Origin of the sequence: Microbacterium sp., assembly GCF_047972865.1 — a bacterium.
Taxonomy (GTDB): Bacteria; Actinomycetota; Actinomycetes; order Actinomycetales; family Microbacteriaceae; genus Microbacterium.
This window is the reverse complement of sequence record NZ_JBKEAY010000193.1, coordinates 68,093-85,822: the sequence shown is the minus strand read 5'-3', so window position 1 is coordinate 85,822 and position 17,730 is coordinate 68,093. Positions and strand designations below refer to the sequence as shown.

General features: G+C 69.9%; 19 protein-coding genes and 1 tRNA gene. 4 read left to right on the top strand and 16 right to left on the bottom strand.

Going from position 1 to position 17,730, the window contains the following annotated elements:
* Nucleotides 1-146: 146 nt before the first annotated feature.
* Nucleotides 147-932, bottom strand: coding sequence for an isoprenyl transferase (locus tag ACK5KK_RS11895; protein ID WP_416890290.1), 786 nt, complete (start codon nucleotides 930-932; stop codon nucleotides 147-149).
* 104 nt (nucleotides 933-1,036) lie between these two features.
* On the opposite strand from ACK5KK_RS11895, the gene trhA reads away from it, so the two are divergent.
* Nucleotides 1,037-1,741 (top strand): PAQR family membrane homeostasis protein TrhA, encoded by a 705-nt coding sequence (trhA, locus tag ACK5KK_RS11890; RefSeq protein ID WP_416890296.1) that lies wholly within the window; start codon nucleotides 1,037-1,039, stop codon nucleotides 1,739-1,741.
* On the opposite strand, the gene ACK5KK_RS11885 is transcribed toward trhA, so the two are convergent.
* Nucleotides 1,713-1,982, bottom strand: coding sequence for a hypothetical protein (locus ACK5KK_RS11885; protein ID WP_416890289.1), 270 nt, complete (start codon nucleotides 1,980-1,982; stop codon nucleotides 1,713-1,715). The two genes, trhA and ACK5KK_RS11885, sit on opposite strands and share 29 nt — an antisense overlap.
* Before the next feature lie 66 nt (nucleotides 1,983-2,048).
* Between ACK5KK_RS11885 and ACK5KK_RS11880 the strand changes: the two genes are divergently transcribed.
* A complete protein-coding gene (locus ACK5KK_RS11880; RefSeq protein ID WP_416890288.1) occupies nucleotides 2,049-2,456 on the top strand; it encodes a DUF4307 domain-containing protein in 408 nt (135 codons plus the stop codon).
* Nucleotides 2,457-2,541: 85 nt separating this feature from the next.
* Nucleotides 2,542-3,030, top strand: a complete 489-nt coding sequence (gene greA, locus ACK5KK_RS11875; protein ID WP_416890287.1) for a transcription elongation factor GreA — start codon at nucleotides 2,542-2,544, stop codon at nucleotides 3,028-3,030.
* 12 nt (nucleotides 3,031-3,042) lie between these two features.
* Here the strand turns inward: greA and ilvA are convergent, their stop codons facing one another.
* Together ilvA and ACK5KK_RS11865 are read right to left on the bottom strand one after the other, a co-directional pair.
* Nucleotides 3,043-4,269, bottom strand: a complete 1,227-nt coding sequence (gene ilvA / locus ACK5KK_RS11870) for a threonine ammonia-lyase (RefSeq protein ID WP_416890286.1) — start codon at nucleotides 4,267-4,269, stop codon at nucleotides 3,043-3,045.
* The gene (locus tag ACK5KK_RS11865) at nucleotides 4,266-5,450 is read right to left on the bottom strand and encodes an AI-2E family transporter (RefSeq protein ID WP_416890285.1); all 1,185 of its coding nucleotides are present in this window, start codon (nucleotides 5,448-5,450) and stop codon (nucleotides 4,266-4,268) included. The genes ilvA and ACK5KK_RS11865 overlap by 4 nt, the downstream gene beginning before the upstream one ends.
* A gap of 69 nt (nucleotides 5,451-5,519) precedes the next feature.
* Between ACK5KK_RS11865 and ACK5KK_RS11860 the strand changes: the two genes are divergently transcribed.
* A complete protein-coding gene (locus ACK5KK_RS11860) occupies nucleotides 5,520-6,761 on the top strand; it encodes a winged helix-turn-helix domain-containing protein (protein WP_416890284.1) in 1,242 nt (413 codons plus the stop codon).
* A 13-nt stretch (nucleotides 6,762-6,774) separates the two neighbouring features.
* On the opposite strand, the gene ACK5KK_RS11855 is transcribed toward ACK5KK_RS11860, so the two are convergent.
* The 12 genes from ACK5KK_RS11855 to nhaA form a co-directional block, all read right to left on the bottom strand.
* Nucleotides 6,775-7,341 (bottom strand): LemA family protein, encoded by a 567-nt coding sequence (locus ACK5KK_RS11855; protein ID WP_416890283.1) that lies wholly within the window; start codon nucleotides 7,339-7,341, stop codon nucleotides 6,775-6,777.
* A 113-nt stretch (nucleotides 7,342-7,454) separates the two neighbouring features.
* A tRNA-Leu gene (locus tag ACK5KK_RS11850) sits at nucleotides 7,455-7,527 on the bottom strand.
* A 29-nt stretch (nucleotides 7,528-7,556) separates the two neighbouring features.
* Nucleotides 7,557-8,939 carry an NAD(P)/FAD-dependent oxidoreductase gene (locus ACK5KK_RS11845; RefSeq protein ID WP_416890282.1) on the bottom strand — a complete coding sequence of 461 codons (1,383 nt, stop codon included), beginning with the start codon at nucleotides 8,937-8,939 and terminating at the stop codon, nucleotides 7,557-7,559.
* Entirely contained in the window at nucleotides 8,936-10,240 is a 1,305-nt protein-coding gene (locus ACK5KK_RS11840) for a S8 family peptidase (protein WP_416890281.1), read from the bottom strand. Before ACK5KK_RS11840 ends, ACK5KK_RS11845 begins: the two co-directional genes overlap by 4 nt.
* A complete protein-coding gene (locus ACK5KK_RS11835) occupies nucleotides 10,237-10,701 on the bottom strand; it encodes a DUF501 domain-containing protein (RefSeq protein ID WP_416890295.1) in 465 nt (154 codons plus the stop codon). Before ACK5KK_RS11835 ends, ACK5KK_RS11840 begins: the two co-directional genes overlap by 4 nt.
* A 91-nt stretch (nucleotides 10,702-10,792) precedes the next feature.
* Nucleotides 10,793-11,215 (bottom strand): FtsB family cell division protein, encoded by a 423-nt coding sequence (locus ACK5KK_RS11830; RefSeq protein WP_416890280.1) that lies wholly within the window; start codon nucleotides 11,213-11,215, stop codon nucleotides 10,793-10,795.
* 96 nt (nucleotides 11,216-11,311) lie between these two features.
* Nucleotides 11,312-12,592, bottom strand: coding sequence for a phosphopyruvate hydratase (gene eno, locus ACK5KK_RS11825; protein ID WP_416890279.1), 1,281 nt, complete (start codon nucleotides 12,590-12,592; stop codon nucleotides 11,312-11,314).
* A gap of 98 nt (nucleotides 12,593-12,690) precedes the next feature.
* Nucleotides 12,691-12,858 (bottom strand): methionine/alanine import family NSS transporter small subunit, encoded by a 168-nt coding sequence (locus ACK5KK_RS11820; RefSeq protein WP_416890278.1) that lies wholly within the window; start codon nucleotides 12,856-12,858, stop codon nucleotides 12,691-12,693.
* Entirely contained in the window at nucleotides 12,855-14,414 is a 1,560-nt protein-coding gene (locus ACK5KK_RS11815; protein ID WP_416890277.1) for a sodium-dependent transporter, read from the bottom strand. The genes ACK5KK_RS11820 and ACK5KK_RS11815 overlap by 4 nt, the downstream gene beginning before the upstream one ends.
* Nucleotides 14,415-14,509: 95 nt before the next feature.
* On the bottom strand, nucleotides 14,510-15,760 hold the full coding sequence (hisS, locus tag ACK5KK_RS11810; protein ID WP_416890294.1) for a histidine--tRNA ligase: 1,251 nt from the start codon (nucleotides 15,758-15,760) through the stop codon (nucleotides 14,510-14,512).
* Between the two features lie 31 nt (nucleotides 15,761-15,791).
* Nucleotides 15,792-16,460 carry a MazG family protein gene (locus tag ACK5KK_RS11805; protein ID WP_416890276.1) on the bottom strand — a complete coding sequence of 223 codons (669 nt, stop codon included), beginning with the start codon at nucleotides 16,458-16,460 and terminating at the stop codon, nucleotides 15,792-15,794.
* Nucleotides 16,457-17,623: a Na+/H+ antiporter NhaA gene (nhaA, locus tag ACK5KK_RS11800; protein WP_416890275.1), complete on the bottom strand. Its 1,167-nt coding sequence runs from the start codon at nucleotides 17,621-17,623 to the stop codon at nucleotides 16,457-16,459. Before nhaA ends, ACK5KK_RS11805 begins: the two co-directional genes overlap by 4 nt.
* Nucleotides 17,624-17,730 lie beyond the last annotated feature (107 nt).

Here is a 17,730-nt window from a genome sequence, read left to right as displayed (position 1 = left end):
CCCGCGTGAGCACCCCCACCGACACCGCATCCGACAACCGAGAATCCGACACTGGCTTCCGCCACCCAGAACGAGGCATACCCCCAGCGTAAACCTCCAACCCCTAATTCAACGGTATTGGCGTTAACTCCCGGGGACGGCTGGTGTCACCCGCCGTAGCGGCGGTCGCGCTTGGCGAAGTCGCGAATGGCGCGCAGGAAGTCGACTTCGCGCAGGTCGGGGCCGAGGGCTTCGACGAAGTAGAACTCGCTGTGAGCCGACTGCCACAGCAGGAAGTCGCTCAGCCGTTGCTCCCCCGACGTGCGGATGACCAGGTCGGGGTCCGGCTGTCCGCCGGTGTAGAGGTGCTCGCCGATCTGCTCGGGGGTCAGGCTCGCGGCGAGCTGCTCCAGCGAACCGCCGTCTTCGTGGTGCTGGGCGATGATGCTGCGCACCGCGTCCACGATCTCGCCACGTCCGCCATAGCCGACGGCGAGGTTGACGTGCAGTCCGCTGTTGCCCGCGGTGCTGTCCTGTGCGCGGCGCAGGGCGGCGGCGAGGTCCGCGGGCAGCAGGTCGGCGCGGCCCACGTGCTGCACCCGCCAGCCCGGCTCGTCGGCGAGCTCGTCGGCGAGCTCGGCGATGATCTCGATCAGGTCGGCGAGCTCTCTCGAATCGCGTTTGCGGAGGTTGTCGGTCGACAGCAGGTACAGCGACACCACCCGGATGCCCAGGTCGTCGCACCACCGCAAGAACTCGTGCATCTTCGCGGCACCCGCGCGGTGGCCGTCCGCCGCCGTGGGGTAGCCAGCCAGGCGCGCCCAGCGGCGGTTGCCATCGATCATCATCGCGACGTGGTACGGCACCATCTGCGGTTTCAGCCTGCGGCGCAGACGCGATCCGTAGAGCCGGTACAGCAAGCCCCGTCCTCTTCCGGAAGCTTCTCGCGCCACCCCTCTACGCTAGCCGACGCCGCCGGCGCATATGGACCGCGAAGCATGCCTCGACGCGTAGTCTGTTCTAGGTGACACAGCACCTGGCCGACGACGGCGCCGAGATGCCTCAGCTCCCGTTGATCGAGGCGGCAGCCACCCGCGCGGAGCGCGAGGCGCGTCCCTCATGGCGCGGGTGGATCCACGCCGCGACCTTCCCGGTGTCGATCGCCGCGGGGATCGTGCTGATCGCGCTGACGATGGGGACACCGGGAAAGTGGGCCGCCGCGGTGTTCATGGCGACGTCGATGCTGCTGTTCGGGAACTCGGCGCTGTATCACCGGTTCGACTGGAGCGCGCGCACCAAGGTGGTCCTCAAACGTATCGACCACGCCAACATCCTGCTGCTCATCGCCGGGACCTACACGCCGATCGCGGTGCTGGCGCTCCCTCCTGGGAAGGGGTCGCTCCTGCTGGTCCTGGTGTGGTCCGGCGCGATCCTGGGCATCGCCTTCCGCGTGTTCTGGATCCACGCGCCGCGGTGGCTCTACGTCGCGCTGTACCTGCTGCTGGGGTGGGCGGCGGTCATGTACATCGTCGATCTGCTCCAGGCGAACATCGCGATGATGGTCCTGGTCATCGTCGGTGGTCTGCTGTACACCGCCGGAGCCGTCGTCTACGGCATGAAGCGACCCAACCCGTGGCCCGGACACTTCGGCTTCCACGAGATCTTCCATGTGTGCACGGTGCTGGCGTTCCTCTGCCACTGGACCGCATGCCTGCTGATCGGGCTGGCGCCGCTCAGTCCTTCGCTGGGTCAACCGGGGTGACGTCGCCGGCATCCTGCTCACCGGCGTCACGTCCCTGCGCGAGCTCCTCGTCCAGCTGCTCCGCGATCTCCAGGCGGTACCGGCCCCGACGCACCCGCCGCAGCATGTCGATCAGCAGGAACACGACCGCGACCGCCAAGATCGCGATGGCCGCGAACCCGACGAAGCCCGGGGTGACCTGTTCGGGATCGATGGTCGGAGTCGGCGTGGGAGTGACCGCCGACCAGATCAAAGGTGCCATGTGTGTTCGATCCGTTCCGCGAGCGCCTAGCCTGGAACCACCAGCCTAATGCGCGCGAAGGACACGATGAGCACGACCCAGACCACCGCCGAACGCCTCGACGATCGCTACGGCCGTCGGCGCTCCGGCATCCGGCAGCGGCTGTGGTGGGTCCTCGTCGGCGTCGTGGCCGTCGCCCTGCTCGGGTTCGTGTCGTGGTCGACCGTCAGCACGGCGCTACGCGCCGTCGACGTCGACACGCTCGGTTTCGAGACGGTCGACGAACACACCGTGACCGTCGACTTCCAGATCACCACGACGCCCGGAACGGCCGTCGCGTGCGCGATCGAAGCGCAGGACGAGGAGCACGGAATCGTGGGCTGGCGGGTCATCGAGTACCCGGGCCGCGACACCGCGTCCGCCCGCTACATCGAGACGATTCCCACCACGGCGCAGGCCACGACCGGTTTGGCCACCTCCTGCTGGATGCTCTAAACTGGGGCCACTTGCACGCCTCGGCCTGATGCCGGGGCGTTCGGCTTATGCACGACCCACCACTCACGACCCACAAGGAGACGACGTGGCCAGCGACACACAGGTGACGTTCCTCACGCAGGACGCCTACGACCGGCTCGTCGACGAGCTCGAACAGCTCTCGACGACGGGGCGCGAAGAGATCGCCAAACGCATCGAGGCGGCTCGCGAGGAGGGCGACCTCAAGGAGAACGGTGGGTACCACGCCGCCAAGGACGAGCAGGGCAAGCAGGAAGCGCGCATCCGCACGCTGCAGCACCTGCTGAAAAACGCCAAGGTCGGCGAAGCGCCCACCTCGACCGGGGTCGTCGAACCCGGCACCGTCGTCACCGCCGTCATCGCCGGCGACGAGGAGGTTTTCCTCCTCGGCAACCGCGAGATCGCCGCGGGCACCGACCTCGACGTCTACAGCGAGGCCTCGCCGCTGGGCGCGGCCATCCTCGGGCTCAAGGAAGGCGACGAGGGCTCGTACACCGCGCCCAACGGACGCGAGATCGCCGTCAAGATCGTGAAGGTCGCCACCTCCACCGGCTGATCGGGTCGCCGGTCAGTCCGGCATGACTCGCGGGTGGAAGCCGGCGTCCTCGAGGATCTCGATGGTCCGCGCGCGGTGCTCCTCGCCGCGGGTCTCCACGCTCAGCTGCAGGATCACCTCGCTGATCTGCATGCCCTGGCCGTGACGGGTGTGCAGCGCCTCGATGACGTTCGCACCGGCGACGGCGAGCAGTTCCGATACCCGCGCCAACTGCCCGGGACGGTCCGGCAGCGGAATCTGGATCGTCATGTAGCGGCCGGAGGCGGCCAGTCCGTGCGCCACGACCCGCTGCAGCAACAGCGGGTCGATGTTGCCGCCGGAGAGGATCGCGACCGTCGGACCGGCCGCAGCGACCTTTCCGGCGAGGATGGCGGCGACCCCGACCGCACCGGCCGGCTCGACCACCTGCTTGGCGCGCTCCAGCAACACCAGCAGTGCGCGGGCGATGTCGTCGTCGGTGACGGTGACGATGTCGTCGACGAGGTCCTTGATCACCGCGAACGGCTCGTCTCCGGGGCGGGCGACGGCGATGCCGTCCGCGATCGTGGGGATCGTGTCGACGGTGACCGGCTCCCCCGCGGCGAGGGATGGCGGGTAGGCGGCCGAGTTCTCGGCCTGCACGCCGATCACGCGCACGGTGCGGCCCGCCGCGGCCGCGCGCGCCTTCACCGCGGCGGCGACGCCGGCGAGCAGGCCACCGCCGCCGACACCGACCACCACGGTCTCCACGTCGGGCACCGCGTCGAACAGTTCCAGACCGAGCGTGCCCTGCCCGATCATCACGTCGCGGTGGTCGAACGGGTGGATGAGCACGGCGCCGGTGCGCGCGGCGAACTCCGTCGCAAGCCGCATCGGCGTCTCGAAGGTCTCCCCCTCCAGCACGACGTCCGCCCCGTAGCCGCGGGTGGCCAGCAGCTTCGGAACGGGCACGCCCAGCGGCATGAAGATGGTCGCCGGAATGCCGAGCTTCTGGGCCGCCAGCGCGACCCCCTGAGCGTGGTTCCCGGCGGATGCCGCGACCACACCGCGCGCGCGCTCCTCCTCGGTCAGTCGCGACAGCCGGTAGGCCGCACCGCGGATCTTGAACGACCCCGTCCGCTGCAGGTTCTCCAGCTTTAGGTAGACCGGATGACCGAGCAGCGCGGTGAGATGGTCGGACTGGTCGACCGGCGTCGCGGCGATCACGCCGTTCAAGAACGCTGCCGCCGCATCGAACTCCGCCAGGGTGGGGTGTGTCACGCGGGTTTCCTCCTACGGCGTGGGACGGTGCTCCAGATCAGATCGTCGGCGTCGGGAGGCGCACCGGTCTCCCATTCCCGGCGTGAGAGGTAGACCCACACGACGTTGACGAACGCGGCCAGCGGGACGGCGAAAAGGGCGCCCGGGATGCCCGCGACCATCGCGCCGCCGGCGACGACCAGCACGACCGCCAGCGGGTGGACCTTCACGGCCGCCCCCATCAGCAGCGGTTGCAGAATGTGCCCTTCGAGCTGTTGCACGCCGAGGACGACAACCAGCATCCACAGCGCGATCCACGGCCCGTTGTACACGAGTGCGAGGAACACGGCGAGCGCGCCGGTGACGACGGCCCCGACGAACGGGATGAACGCGCCCAGGAAGACGAGCACGGCCACCGGGATCGCCAGCGGCACGCCCAGGAGGAACGCACCGATGCCGATGCCGATGGCATCGATCGTGGCCACCAGCAGCTGCGTGCGCGCGTAGTTGACGACGGTGCGCCACCCCGCGCGGCCGGCACCGTCCACGGCACGCCGCGACCGCTTGGGGAACAGTCGCACCGTCCACTTCCAGATGCCGGCACCGTCGGCGAGGGTGCACAGCAGGATGAAGATCGCCAGCAGGGTGCCGGTGACGACGTGGCCCAGCGTGCTGCCGATGGCCAGGGCACCCGTCCACAGCAGTTCCGCCTGCTGCTGCAGGAAGGCCCAGCCCTGCCCGAGGAGCCCGTCGATCTGGGCGGGGGTGAGGTGAAGCGGTCCGTCGATGAGGTAGGTCCGCAGCTGATCGACCGCCCCGGTCGTGCGCTCGCGCACCGACGCGGCCTCGCGGGTGATCTGCCAGATCGCCAGCCACAGCAGCCCGACGATCACGGCGATCGTCCCCAGTACGGCGATGACGATCGCAGCCCAGCGCGGGACGCGGTGTCGCAGCATCATCGTGAAGGCCGGCCAGACGAGGGCGGTGACCAGGATGGCGATCAGCAGCGGGACGATCAGGAGCTTGAGCTGAATGACCAGCCACACCCCGATCCCGATCGCGGCAGCGATCACGAGGAACCGCCAGGCATAGGATGCCGAGACCCGCAGGCCGCGGGGAACGAGGTCCCCGCTCTCGCCGTCGGTGCGTGCACGCCCCGTCTGGAACAGCCCGCGGCGGGGGTGTTCTTCGGAGCCGCTCATCCCGCCAGTCTAGGCGCGCGCACGTGCCGAGCCGGGCATGTGTCGGAGCCTGACGCTACCGTGGTGGCCGTGCCCACCACCCTCAGCGCCGCCGACGCGCGCCGCATCGCCCTGGCCGCGCAGGGGTTCGGTAAGACCCCGTCCGCCACCCCCGCGGGGACCCGGCGATTGCGCAGCGCACTGGGGCGCCTGAAGACACTGCAGATCGACTCGGTGAACGTGTTCGCCCGGTCGCACTACCTGCCGCTGTACTCGCGTGTGGGAGGGTACGACCCGGCGGCGCTCGATCGCCTGCTGTTTCGCCGCGGGGCCCCGTGGGTCGAGTACTGGGCGCACGTGGCCGCGTTCGTCCCGCGGGAGGATTGGGGCCTGTTCGCCTTCCGCATGCAGGAGTGGCGCGAGCGGTTCGCACGTCCGGACGGCTTCGTGGCCCGCCACGGCGACATCGTCGACTGGGTGCGCGCCGAGCTCGCCGACCGCGGCCCGCTGCGCCCGGCCCAGTTCGACCACGACCTGCGCCGGCGGGCGAAAGGGGCGTGGTGGGACTGGGACGTCGTCAAGCAATCCCTGGAGCACCTGTGGCTGATCGGTGAGGTCGCGATCGCGGGGCGACGCGGCTTCGAACGCATGTATGCCCTCGCCGAGCACGTCCTCAGCGATGCCGAGCGGACGCCGGTTCCCGCCGCCGAAGCGGTCCGCGAACTCGTCGGGCGGGCCGCCGCAGCCCACGGGATCGCGACGGCAGCCGACATCTCCGACTACTGGCGCCTGCGGGACCGCGCCGCGGTCGCGGCCGCGATCGGTGAGCTCGTCGACGTGGGCGACCTGGAGCCGGTGACGGTGGCCGGATGGACGCGCGCCGGCCGCCCGGTGCCCGCGTGGCGGCACCGCGACGCCACCCGGCCCCGGCGCGTGTCGGTCACGACGATCCTGACCCCGTTCGACCCCGTGGTGTGGTTCCGTGATCGCGCGGAGCGGGTGTTCGGTTTCGATTACCGCATCGAGATCTACACCCCCGCCCACAAGCGCCGGTTCGGGTACTACTCGCTCCCGGTGCTGATGGACGATGCCCTGGTCGGACGCGTCGACCTGAAGGCCGACCGCCGGCGCTCGACCCTCTTGGTGCAGTCGGCGTGGTGGGAACCGGGCGCCCGGCCCGCCGATGCCGGTGAGCGGCTGGCTGCCCACCTGCGCGACGCGGGCCGGTGGCAGCAACTGGCGGAGGTCTCGGTGGGGCGCTGGGGCGACGCGGCCGACGAACTCGCCGCGGCGCTCGGCACCGCGACGGCACGCCACGACCGCGAGCGTTGAGCCCGCGGACCCCTCAGAACTGGATGCGCGGCGGTTCGGCGATCGCGGCGCCGTCGACGACCTCGAAGAACTCGCGTTCACCGAACCCGAGACGGCGTGCGAAGAGGTTGTTCGGGAAAACCTTGATCTTGGTGTTCAACTCTCGCACACCGCCGTTGTAGAAGCGGCGGGACGCCTGGATCTTGTCCTCGGTGTCGACGACCGCCTGCTGCAACTGCAGGAAGTTCTGACTGGCCTGCAGTTGCGGGTAGGCCTCGGCGACTGCGAACAGCGATTTCAGCGCTTGCTGCAGATGACCTTCGGCCACCCCGGCATCCCCGGGTGTCGTGGCGGCGAGTGTTTCGGCGCGGGCCCTGGTGACGTTCTCGAACACCGCCTTCTCGTGCGCCGCGTACCCCTTGACCGTCTCGATCAGATTCGGCAGCAGGTCGGCCCGTCGCTTGAGCTGCACCGTGATGTCGCGCCAGGACTCCTCGACGCGCACGTTGAGCGAGACGAGCGAGTTGTACGTCGCCCACAGGTAGATTCCGACGATCACCGCAAGCACGACGATGATCAGGACGGGGATCAACCAGTCCATAGCACTCCTCCCAATACCCGACACACAATGTTATCCGGCGGGACGAAGGCGTCGTGACGGTCCGGCGCACTCCCAGCCGTTCCCCACCCCGCGCACGGCGAGGTGCCTCAAAGTGCCCCCGCTGGGACTCGAACCCAGACTGAAGCGATTTTAAGTCGCCTGCCTCTGCCATTGGGCTACGGGGGCCCAGGCCCCACCCTAGCCGCAGCGAGAGCTCAGCTGACCGGGGCCGCGGTCTTCTTCTCCTCGGAAGCCTTCGGCTCGGCCGGCCGCGGGCGCGCGGCGAACTCTTCGAAAACGTAGCGCGGACTCTGCACCGACTGCAGCGTCGCGTTGTCGCGGCCCAGCCAGAAGTTCTGCCACCAGTCGCCCATCACGCGCCATTTGCGTTCCCACGTCGGCATCGCAAGCCCGTGGTAGCCGCGGTGCGCGCACCATGCGAGGAAGCCCTTCAGTGCGATACCACCGGACTGGAAGACACCGTGGTACAGTCCGAGGCCCGCGACGGCGCCCATATTCTTGTGGAAGTAGTCCTGGGGCTGTTCGCCGCGCAGGACCGCGATGATGTTCTTGGCCATCCGCTTGGCCTGACGCACGGCGTGCTGGGCGTTGGGCACGCAGAACCCGCCGACGCCGCCGCCACTGAGGTCGGGGACGGCCGCGACGTCACCGGCTGCCCACGCACCGTCGACGATGTCGTCGTCGGTGCCGACACGAAGGTCCGCGCGCGTCTGGATGCGCCCGCGCTCCTCGACGGGGAGGTCGCCGCCGCGCACGACGGTGGGGTTGGCCATCACACCGGCCGTCCAGACGATGAGGTCCGTGGGGATGACTTCGCCCGTGGACAGTTCGACGTTGCCGTCGACGGCGCCGGTCACCTGTGTGTCGAGGTGGATGGCGGCGCCGCGCTTGCCGAGGTCCTTCATGACCCAGTCCGCCGTGTCGGGCTGCACCTCGGGCATGATGCGCCCGGTCGCCTCGATGAGGTGGAAGTGGGTGTCCTCGAAACGTAGCTGCGGGTACTCCTGCAGGAGCGACGAGGCCAGCGCACGCGTCTCCGCGAAGATCTCGATGCCGGCGAACCCGCCGCCGACGACCACGACGGTCAGCAGCCGGTCCCGCTCGGGGCCGGCTGGGAGGTTCGACGCGCGGTCGAAGTTGGTGAGGATGCGGTCGCGGATCGCGACGGCCTCCTCGATCGTCTTCAGCCCGATCGCGTTGTCGGCGATACCGGGAATCGGGAAGGTGCGCGAGACCGACCCCGCCGTGACGACGATCTGGTCGTACTCCTCCTGCCAGGGCTCCCCCACGTCCGGCGTGATCGTCGCCACCCGGTTGGCGTGGTCGATGCCGGTGACATGCGCGGTCACGACGCGGGTCTTGTGCAGGTGGCGACGGTGCCCGACGATCACGTGACGCGCCTCGATCTGCCCGGCCGCGACCTCGGGAAGGAACGGCTGGTACGTCATGTAGGACAGCGGGTCGACGATCGTCACCTCGGCTTCACCCTTGCGCAGGTGCTTCTCCAGCTTCCACGCGGTGTAGAAGCCGGCGTAGCCGCCGCCGACAATGAGGATCTTTGGCACGGTGGTGGTCACTTCGGGAGTGCTCCTTGGTTCAACGGCTGACGGGGCACGCGGGAAACACGCGCGGATCTGAGACGCCGGGCAGCTGCGGTGACGCCAAGCGCCACCAGTATAGCCGCGCCGGTGAGACCGATCAGCGGCACTGTGCCATAGAGCAGTGACTGCTGGCTGGGCAGCAGCGCCGACTCCCGCCCCGACGGCCCCGCGGCCGGCGGCAGCGGATCGACCTCGACCGCGGTCGGTGTCGGTGTCGGTCCGGGCACGACCTCCGCTCTGCGGTACACCCGGATCCACTCGTGCAGACTTCCCATCGGGTTGGCGTTCACGAGCGCGACATCGGCGGCGACGGCCGCGGCGGCGTTGAGCAGACCGTACCCGTAACTGTAATCCGGGACGGCGGTGGCTCCCGCAGCCGGATCGGCGGTGCGGATGATCCGGTTGATGACGTTGTCGGCATCGAGGTCAGGATGAGCGGCGCGCACCAACGCCGCGACCCCCGCCACGATGGGAGCGGCCCCGCTGGTGCCGTTCCATTCGACCACCCGTCCGTCCGCCGACACCCCGCGCAGCTGCTCGCTCGGTGCCGAGATTCCGATCGTGATGCCCTGCGTGGACGCTTCCACGCTCGCGCGGGCGCTACGGTCGACCCCCGCGACCGTCAGGACGCCGGGGATCGTGGCGGGGGCCCCGACCGCGTCGGTGCCGCTGCCGCGGTTGCCGGCCGCGACGACCACCACGACATCGTGGTCGAACGCGTACTCGAACGCGTCGTCCCAGCGCTCATCCCAATCCAGCTGGTTCGTCGTGAAGGACAGGTTGATGACGTCGGCGCCGTGATCGACCGCCCAGCGCATCGCGTCGGCCACCTGATCGATGAACGGGATCGACGACGTCGCGCCGAACCCGATCGACACCGAGAGCAGCTCCGCCTCGGGCGCGACCCCGATCATGCCGGCGTCGGCGCCGGTGCCGCGTGCACCGGCCAGCGAGGCTACCCAGCTGCCGTGGTTAGCATCGACCGCCCCCACCGGCGCGCGCCCGTCCTCGGCTCCCACACCGGAGAAGTCGGCACCGCCCACGACCCCGGAGAACTCGACCGGCCCCCGGCCGACACCCGTGTCGATGACCGCGATCGTGACGCCGGCGCCGCGCGTGGTCTCCCATGCGGCCCGGATGCCGTAGTCGTCGAGCCAGTACTCGCTGGCCCGCACCGGGTCTTCGGCGATGACCGGTTCGACCTCGGGCGTCGCCGACCCGGTCAGGACCGTGATCGCCACGGCGACCGCCGCCGCCACGCGCAGCGCGCGGCTCACGGCACCGCGCTCGGGCAGGTGCACCGCTGCGGCGACCAGTCCGCCAGGGCGAGCGCACGGTCACCGATCGGATTGACGCCGGGCCCTGCGGCGAGGGCGTGCGCCGCGAGGGCGTGCAGGCACTTGACACGCGTCGGCATGCCGCCGGCGGTGATGCCGGCGATCTCAGGGACGTCCCCGTAGGCGCCACGGTCCGCCAGGTACGCCTCGTGGGCGCGGCCGTACGCGTGAGCCAGTTCCTCATCCTCGGCCAGCTCCTGGGCCAGCTCGCGCATGATGTGCGTGGCCTCCAGCGCGCTCATCGCGGCCGTCGCCCCGGGGTGGGTGAGGTAGTAGAAGGTGGGAAACGGTGTGCCATCGGGGAGCCGGGGCTCGGTGGCGACCACGGTCGGGTTACCGCACGCGCACCGCGCCGCGACTCCGACGACCCCGCGGACCGGCCGGCCCAGCTGCGCGCGCATGACGTCGAGGTCGGCGTCGGATGCGGGAGTCAGCGATGCGGGCACCCGTACAGGCTACCGGGGCGGCCCCGGGGAGAACGCGATCACCCGGTCACGGCGACGAGGTCGCCGTGCGCGCCAGTCCCGCCCCCGTCACCGAGCGCAGGAGCTGCGACATCCAGTCGGAGCGGGTCTCGGCGACCTCCGCGCTCACCGCGCCCTGCTCGTGCGGCTGCTCGGAGGCGGACAGGTCGTTGTCGACGAGGTATACCACTTCGCCGGGGGTCACGTAGTAGAGGCGTTCCCGCGCCTGCGCCGTGATGTAGGCCGGGTCGGACCAGCGCTGCCGTTCCGCCTCCAGGGCCGCGACCCGGTCCTCGGTCACGCGCACGCTCTCCTGCAGCGCCGTGATCTGCTGCCGCTGATCCAGGTAGGTGCTGATGGTGGGGACCAGGACGAACGCGGCCAGGACGACCAGGCCCAGCATGATCGCCGAGAAGGCCGAGAAGCGGATGCCGCCGACCCACTCGCGCACGTCGACCCGTCTGCGAGGGCTGCGCTCACGCGCCGACGCGCGGGCAGACGAAGGGGGAGCCGTTCGTCGTGCCACGGCTCCCCCTCTCGTCGTCGGTCAGCCCTGGTAGCGCGGGAAGGCGGAACGGCCCGCGAAATCGGCCGCGTCACCCAGTTCCTCTTCGATACGCAGAAGCTGATTATACTTGGCGACGCGTTCGCTGCGCGCCGGCGCGCCACTTTTGATCTGACCCGAGTTGGTCGCCACCGCCAGATCGGCGATCGTGGTGTCCTCGGTCTCGCCGGAGCGGTGCGAGAGCATGGTGGTGTAGCCGGAGCGGTGCGCGAGTTCGATCGCGTCGAGCGTCTCCGACAGCGTGCCGATCTGATTGACCTTCACCAGCAGCGAGTTCGCCGCCCGCCGAGCGATCCCGTCCGCCAGTCGCTGCGGGTTGGTCACGAACAGGTCGTCACCGACCAGCTGCACCTTGCTGCCGAGCTTCTCGGTGAGAGCGGTCCAGTTGTCCCAGTCGTCCTCGGCCAGGGCATCCTCGATCGTGACGATCGGGAAGCTGTCGACCAGGTCGATGTAGTAATCGGTGAGCGCGTCGGCGGTCCAGTCCTTGTTGTCGAGGCGGTAGACACCGTCGGAGAAGAACTCCGTCGCGGCCACGTCGAGCCCCAGCGCGATGTCGCGGCCCGGCGTGAAACCGGCCTTCTCGATCGCCTTGACCAGGAACTCCAGGCCTTCGCGGTTGCTCGGCAGATCGGGGGCGAAGCCGCCCTCGTCGCCGAGCCCGGTCGCGTAGCCGGCCGCTTTCAGCTCGCCCCTGAGGACGTGGTACACCTCGGTGCCCCAGCGCAGCGACTCGGAGAAGGTCTCGGCCCCGATGGGCGCAAGGAAGAACTCCTGCATGTCGATGCCGTTGTCGGCGTGCTCGCCACCGTTGATGACGTTGAACAGCGGCACCGGCAGGAGGTGCGCGTTCGGCCCGCCGAGGTACCGGAACAGCGGCAGATCGGCGCTGTCGGCGGCGGCCTTGGCCACCGCGAGCGAGACGCCGAGAATCGCGTTCGCCCCGCAGCGGGCCTTGTTGTCGGTGCCGTCGGTGGCGAGGAGGATCTCGTCGACGACACGCTGTTCGCTCGCCTCGACCCCCTCGACGGCGGGTCCCAGCTCGTCGATGACAGCGGTAACGGCCTTCAGGACGCCCTTGCCGCCGTAGCGGGCTTTGTCGCCGTCCCGAAGCTCGTACGCCTCGAAGGCGCCGGTGGATGCCCCGGAGGGGACGGCCGCGCGCTGGACGATGCCGTCATCGAGCAGCACCTCCACCTCGACGGTCGGGTTGCCGCGGGAATCCAGAATCTCGCGTGCGCCTACAGCCTCGATCAATGCCACAGGGGAACTCCTTGCTCGTAGGGGGGTGGAAAGGGAGCGACGTCGGTCCGCCACCCGAGTCTAGTGACCGCTCGCCGTGAGACACAGACCGGGTTGCATCACGTGTCGTGCTCGATGGGCGCCACGCTCTCGCGGGGCTCGTCGTCGCCCCCCGGCGGGTACGCGGCGACCTCGGGACGGCGCGCGAGGAACAGTGCGCTCACCAGCAGCCCGCCCCACACGACCACGAGCGCGAGGATGAGGAACGTCAGTGCGATGCCGGTCATCGGCGGGCCTCCTTCTCGAACGCGGGCCACGGCGTGAACTCATCCGGCGAGTGCCGCCACGGCAGCAGCTTGAGCACGACCGCCGCGACGAGGAGGAACACGACGGTCCCCCAGCCTGCCACCGCGAGGTAGGCGGCGGGAAGGTCCTCATAGCCCGCGACGATGAGGGTGATCACGCGTTGCGCGAGCATGTACCCCAGCACGACCGGTGCCACCAATCCGACCAGCAGCACCCAGATCCGCCCGACCCGGAACGTCGACAGTGCGTTCAGGTGCGCGCGCAGCTGCTCACCGCGCCGCAGCACCCAGATCACCAGCACGGACGACAGGATCGCCGAGAGCACGACACCGATGTTGTTGGTCCATTGATCGACGGTGTCCAGCGCGATCAGTCCCGTGGTCGTGGCGAACCCGATGATCGACAGCACCGCCGATCCCCCGCCGATGATGAGGGCCGCAGAGCGCGCGGTGATCCCGAATTTCTCCTGCACGGCGGCCGACACCACCTGCAGCACCGACACCAGCGAGGTGAATCCGGCCAGCGCCAGCGCACCGAAGAAGAGCACGCCGAAGATCACGCCGCCGGGCATCTCCGAGACGATGGCGGGGAAGGTCACGAACGTCAGGATGGGGCCGGCGATGCCCTCCAGTTCCGACACGGCGATGCCCTGCTCGAACGCGAAGTAGCCGAGGGTGGCGAAAACGCCGATACCCGCGAAGATCTCGAACGAGGAGTTCGAGAACGCCACGACCAGTCCCGGGGTCGTGAGGTTGGACCGGCGCTTGCGGTAGGAGGCGTAGGTGATCATGATGCCGAACGCGATCGACAGCGAGAAGAAGATCTGGCTGTACGCCGCGATCCACACGTTCGGGTCGGCCAGCGCCGCAAAATTCGGGGTGAACAGGGCGTTCAGGCCGTCGGCGGCACCGTCCAGCAACAGCGCCCGTACCACCAGGATGACAAAGGCGATCAGCAGCACCGGCAACCCGATGACGTTCACCCGCTGCAGGCCGCGGGCGACGCCGAACGCCAGGACGACGATCACGGCGATCCACACGATCGCGAGGGGGATGAGAACGCTCGGCACGAACTGCATGCTGAAACCGGCGTCGCTGACGGCGAGGTAGTCCACCAGGAAGAAGGTGCGCGGATCGTCGCCCCACCGCAGGTCGAACGAGAACACGAAGAAGCTGAGCGCCCAGGCCACCACCGCCGTGTAGTACAAGCCGATGACGAACGCGATCGCCACCTGGAACCAGCCCAGCGACTCCATCCACCTGCCCACGCGACCGCCGAGTCGGCGGAACGCGGTCGGTGCCGCGCCGCGGAAGCGGTGACCGATAGCGTAGTCGAGGAAGAGGATCGGGATGCCCGCGGTCAGCAGCGCCACGAGGTACGGGATCAGGAACGCGCCGCCTCCGTTCTCGTAGGCGACACTCGGGAACCGCCAGATGTTGCCGAGCCCGACGGCGGACCCGATCGCCGACAGGATGAATCCGATCTGGCCGGTCCACTCCTCGCGCGGGCGCGCGGTGACGGCGTCGGTCTGGCTCACGGAGCTCCCTTCCGGCCGCCCCCTGCGTACGCGGCCGAGACCGGCACGCTACCAGTCCCACCCGTCCGTCCGCGACCCCGCGGGGGCGCGCCGGATCAGGACAGCGGGCGAAGGTCTAGGTCCGCGCGGGACGCACCGGCGGCGACGGTGGCGAACGCCGTGTACCCGTCGGCGGATGCCCGCTCCAGCAGCGCCTTGAGGTTCTTCGGGCGTTGCTCCAGGCGCACCCGGGCGCCGTCGGCGATGAGTCCGGCCTTCAGCGCGGCCACCTCGGCGGCGGGCACGTCGCGGTCGTGGACGAGCACGATGGACTCTCCCCCGCCGTCGCCGATCGCCGCGACCAGATCCACGATGCGCTCGAACCCGATCGAGAACCCGACCGCGGGGACCTCCACCCCGAGGAACCTGCCGATCATGCCGTCGTAACGGCCGCCGCCGCCGAGCGAATACCCCGCCGACGGGTGGGCGAGCTCGAAGATCGAGCCGGTGTAGTAGCCCATCCCGCGGACGAGGAACGGGTCGAACGTCAACGGCGTGTCACCGCCGCGCGTCGCTGCGACCGCATCGGCGATCGCGGCCAGCTCGGCGACCACGGCGCCGTCGACGCCGTCCGGCAGAGCCGCGCGGATCGCGTCCTGGCCGACGGAGGCCGCGGCGGATCGGTCACGGGCGAGGAACTCTTCGAACGCCGCCACCGCGCTGGCCGAGGTGCCGCGGTCACGCAGTTCGGCGGCCACCCCGGCGGGGCCGATCTTGTCGAGCTTGTCGATCGTGATCAGCACCCCCGGTCGCTCGTCGGGCGTGAAGCCGAAACCCGCCAGCATCCCGTCCAGCAGTCTGCGGTCGTTGATGCGGATGCTGCCGCCGGTCAGCCCGAGCGCGTCGAGCGTGTCGAGGCTCGCAGCGATCAACTCGACCTCGGCGCGGCCGGTCGGGTCGCCGATGATGTCGATGTCGCACTGGACGAACTGACGGTAGCGTCCCTTCTGCGGGCGTTCGGCCCGCCACACCGGGCCGATCTGCACGGCTCGGAAAACGGCGGGAAGCTGGGCGCGGTGGGTGGCGTAGAACCGGGCGAGCGGCACGGTGAGGTCGTAGCGCAGACCGAGGTCGCTGAGCGCGGTCGGATCGTCCGCGCAGCCGCGGATCCGGTCCGCGTCGAGGCCCCGCTTGAGCACGCTGAAGGCCAGCTTCTCGTTGTCACCGCCGATGCCTGCGTGCAGGCGCGCGTGGTCCTCCATCACCGGGGTCTCGATCTCGTCGAACCCGTGCGCGCGATAGCGGTCCCGGATGACGGCGAGTACACGCTCGCGGCGGGCCTTGTCGGCGGGAAGGAAGTCGCGCATGCCGCGCGGCGGGTTCACACTGAGCACACCACTATTGTTCCAGGTCGGGCGGGACGGTCCCGGCGCCCCCGGTCGCCTCGGCGGCGCGCACCTCGGCCGTCAGCACCCGCAGGCGCTCCCGCAGCGCACGTTCGGCATCCCACCCGCGCGCACGCGCTGTGACCACCAGGGCCAGCAGCGCATCGCCCAGCTCGGCCTCCGTCGCCGGCCGGTGCGGGGACTCGGCCACGCGATGGTGGGGCGCCGCCCTGCCGAGGAGCTTCTGGGCCAGGGCGAGGGAGGGCATGTGCGGGGACACCCCGTCGAGCACACTCGTGCGCGCCCGCTTCTCGGCGGCCTTCGCCGCGTTCCAGTGCACCAGCACCTCGGCAGGTGTCGTGGCGACGGCGTCGGCGAACACGTGCGGGTGGCGGCGCACCATCTTCTCGGTCAGCGCGAGCGCCACGTCGTCGATGTCGAACGGCGCGGTGCCGTCGCGAGAGGCGATCTCGGCGTGGAAGAGCACCTGCCAGAGCAGGTCGCCGAGTTCCTCGCGCAGGTCGTCGCCAGTGCCGACCTCGACGGCGTCGATCAGCTCGGCCGCCTCTTCCTGCAGGTAGGGCACCAGGTCGCGATGCGTGATCTGCTGGCTCCAGACGCAACGGTCGCGCACCGCGCGCATCGTGTCGACCGCCGCCCGCAGCGCGTCCGCCTCGCTCATCCCGCCGCGTCCCCCGGCTCGGGAGCCAGACGGCGGTAGTGCCGGGCCCGCCACGAGACGAGGATGCCCGACAGCACCAGCGCGATCATCGATCCGGCCAGCACCCCGAGCGTGGCTTCGTCACGGATCTCGGGCGTGCCGGCGAAGGCCAGCTCGGACAGCAGCAGCGACACCGTGAACCCGATCCCGCCGAGCGCGCCGGCCGCGAGCAGGTCACCAGCCGGGAGCGGCGGCGCGGACTCGTCGTGCGGCCCGACCCGTTGCGAGATCCAGCCGGCCACGGCGATGCCCACGATCTTGCCGAGCGGCAGACCGACCACGATGCCCCAGAACGCGGGCGAGATCTCCCCCATCGACACGGCGGGGATGGCCACCGACGCCGACGAGAACGCGAACAGGGGCAGCACGACGGCGTTGACCCACGGTTCCAGAGCGTGACGGGCGCGCAACGCCGGCTGCTGCATCATGACCAAGCCCAGCGCGACACCGGCGATGGTGGCGTGCACACCGGAGCGGTACACGAAGTACCAGGTGAGCACCGCGACCACGACGACGCCGACCGCCGCCAGCGCCCGAACCTTGGTGTCGAGGTATCTGCTGAACACCCGGAACAGCACCACACCGATGAGCGCGAACCCGAGCATCATGAAGTCGACGTCCCCGGTGAACAGCACCGCGATGAGCACGATTCCTACGATGTCGTCCAGGATCGCCAGGGCCAGCAGGAAGATGCGCAGGGCCGGCGGCAACCCGGTGCCGAAGACGGCCAACACGCCCAACGCGAACGCGATGTCGGTGGCCGTGGGGATCGGCCAGCCCGCCACGGCGTCGCTGCCGGCCGCGAAGAGGAGGTACACGCCGATGGGCACGAGCACCCCGCCGGCGGCGGCGATCGCCGGCCGCAGCGCGCGCCGCGTCGAATTGAGCTGACCGCTGGTCAGCTCGTACTGCAGTTCCACCGCCACCACGAAGAAGAAGATGGCCAGCAGTCCGTCGGCGATCCAGTGGCCGATGTCCAGTTCGATGACACCGGGGATGCCGACAGAGGTGTGCTTGATCGCATCCACCGTCTCATGGGCGGGAGAGTTGGCCAGGATGAGCCCCAACGCCGCAGCCGCGAGGAGGATGACGGCGGGGAATCGTGCAGAGCGCAGCAGGCTCATGGGCACCTTTCGGGGTCGTCGGAGGGCGGATGCCGACCAGACTTCCCGGCTCACCTCCTCCGATCGTAACGCGTGACCTGGACGAAACAGGGGCGGGCTACGGTGGA

Coding starts and splice junctions, on each gene's coding strand:
- ACK5KK_RS11885 (WP_416890289.1), bottom strand. CDS start 1,982: ATGGCACCTTTGATCTGGTCGGCGGTCACTCCCACGCCGACTCCGACC.
- hisS (WP_416890294.1), bottom strand. CDS start 15,760: ATGCGCGACTTCCTTCCCGCCGACAAGGCCCGCCGCGAGCGTGTACTC.
- trhA (WP_416890296.1), top strand. CDS start 1,037: ATGCCTCAGCTCCCGTTGATCGAGGCGGCAGCCACCCGCGCGGAGCGC.
- nhaA (WP_416890275.1), bottom strand. CDS start 17,623: ATGAGCCTGCTGCGCTCTGCACGATTCCCCGCCGTCATCCTCCTCGCG.
- ACK5KK_RS11835 (WP_416890295.1), bottom strand. CDS start 10,701: ATGCGCGCGCAGCTGGGCCGGCCGGTCCGCGGGGTCGTCGGAGTCGCG.
- ACK5KK_RS11880 (WP_416890288.1), top strand. CDS start 2,049: ATGAGCACGACCCAGACCACCGCCGAACGCCTCGACGATCGCTACGGC.
- ACK5KK_RS11865 (WP_416890285.1), bottom strand. CDS start 5,450: ATGAGCGGCTCCGAAGAACACCCCCGCCGCGGGCTGTTCCAGACGGGG.
- ACK5KK_RS11805 (WP_416890276.1), bottom strand. CDS start 16,460: ATGAGCGAGGCGGACGCGCTGCGGGCGGCGGTCGACACGATGCGCGCG.
- ACK5KK_RS11855 (WP_416890283.1), bottom strand. CDS start 7,341: ATGGACTGGTTGATCCCCGTCCTGATCATCGTCGTGCTTGCGGTGATC.
- ACK5KK_RS11820 (WP_416890278.1), bottom strand. CDS start 12,858: ATGACCGGCATCGCACTGACGTTCCTCATCCTCGCGCTCGTGGTCGTG.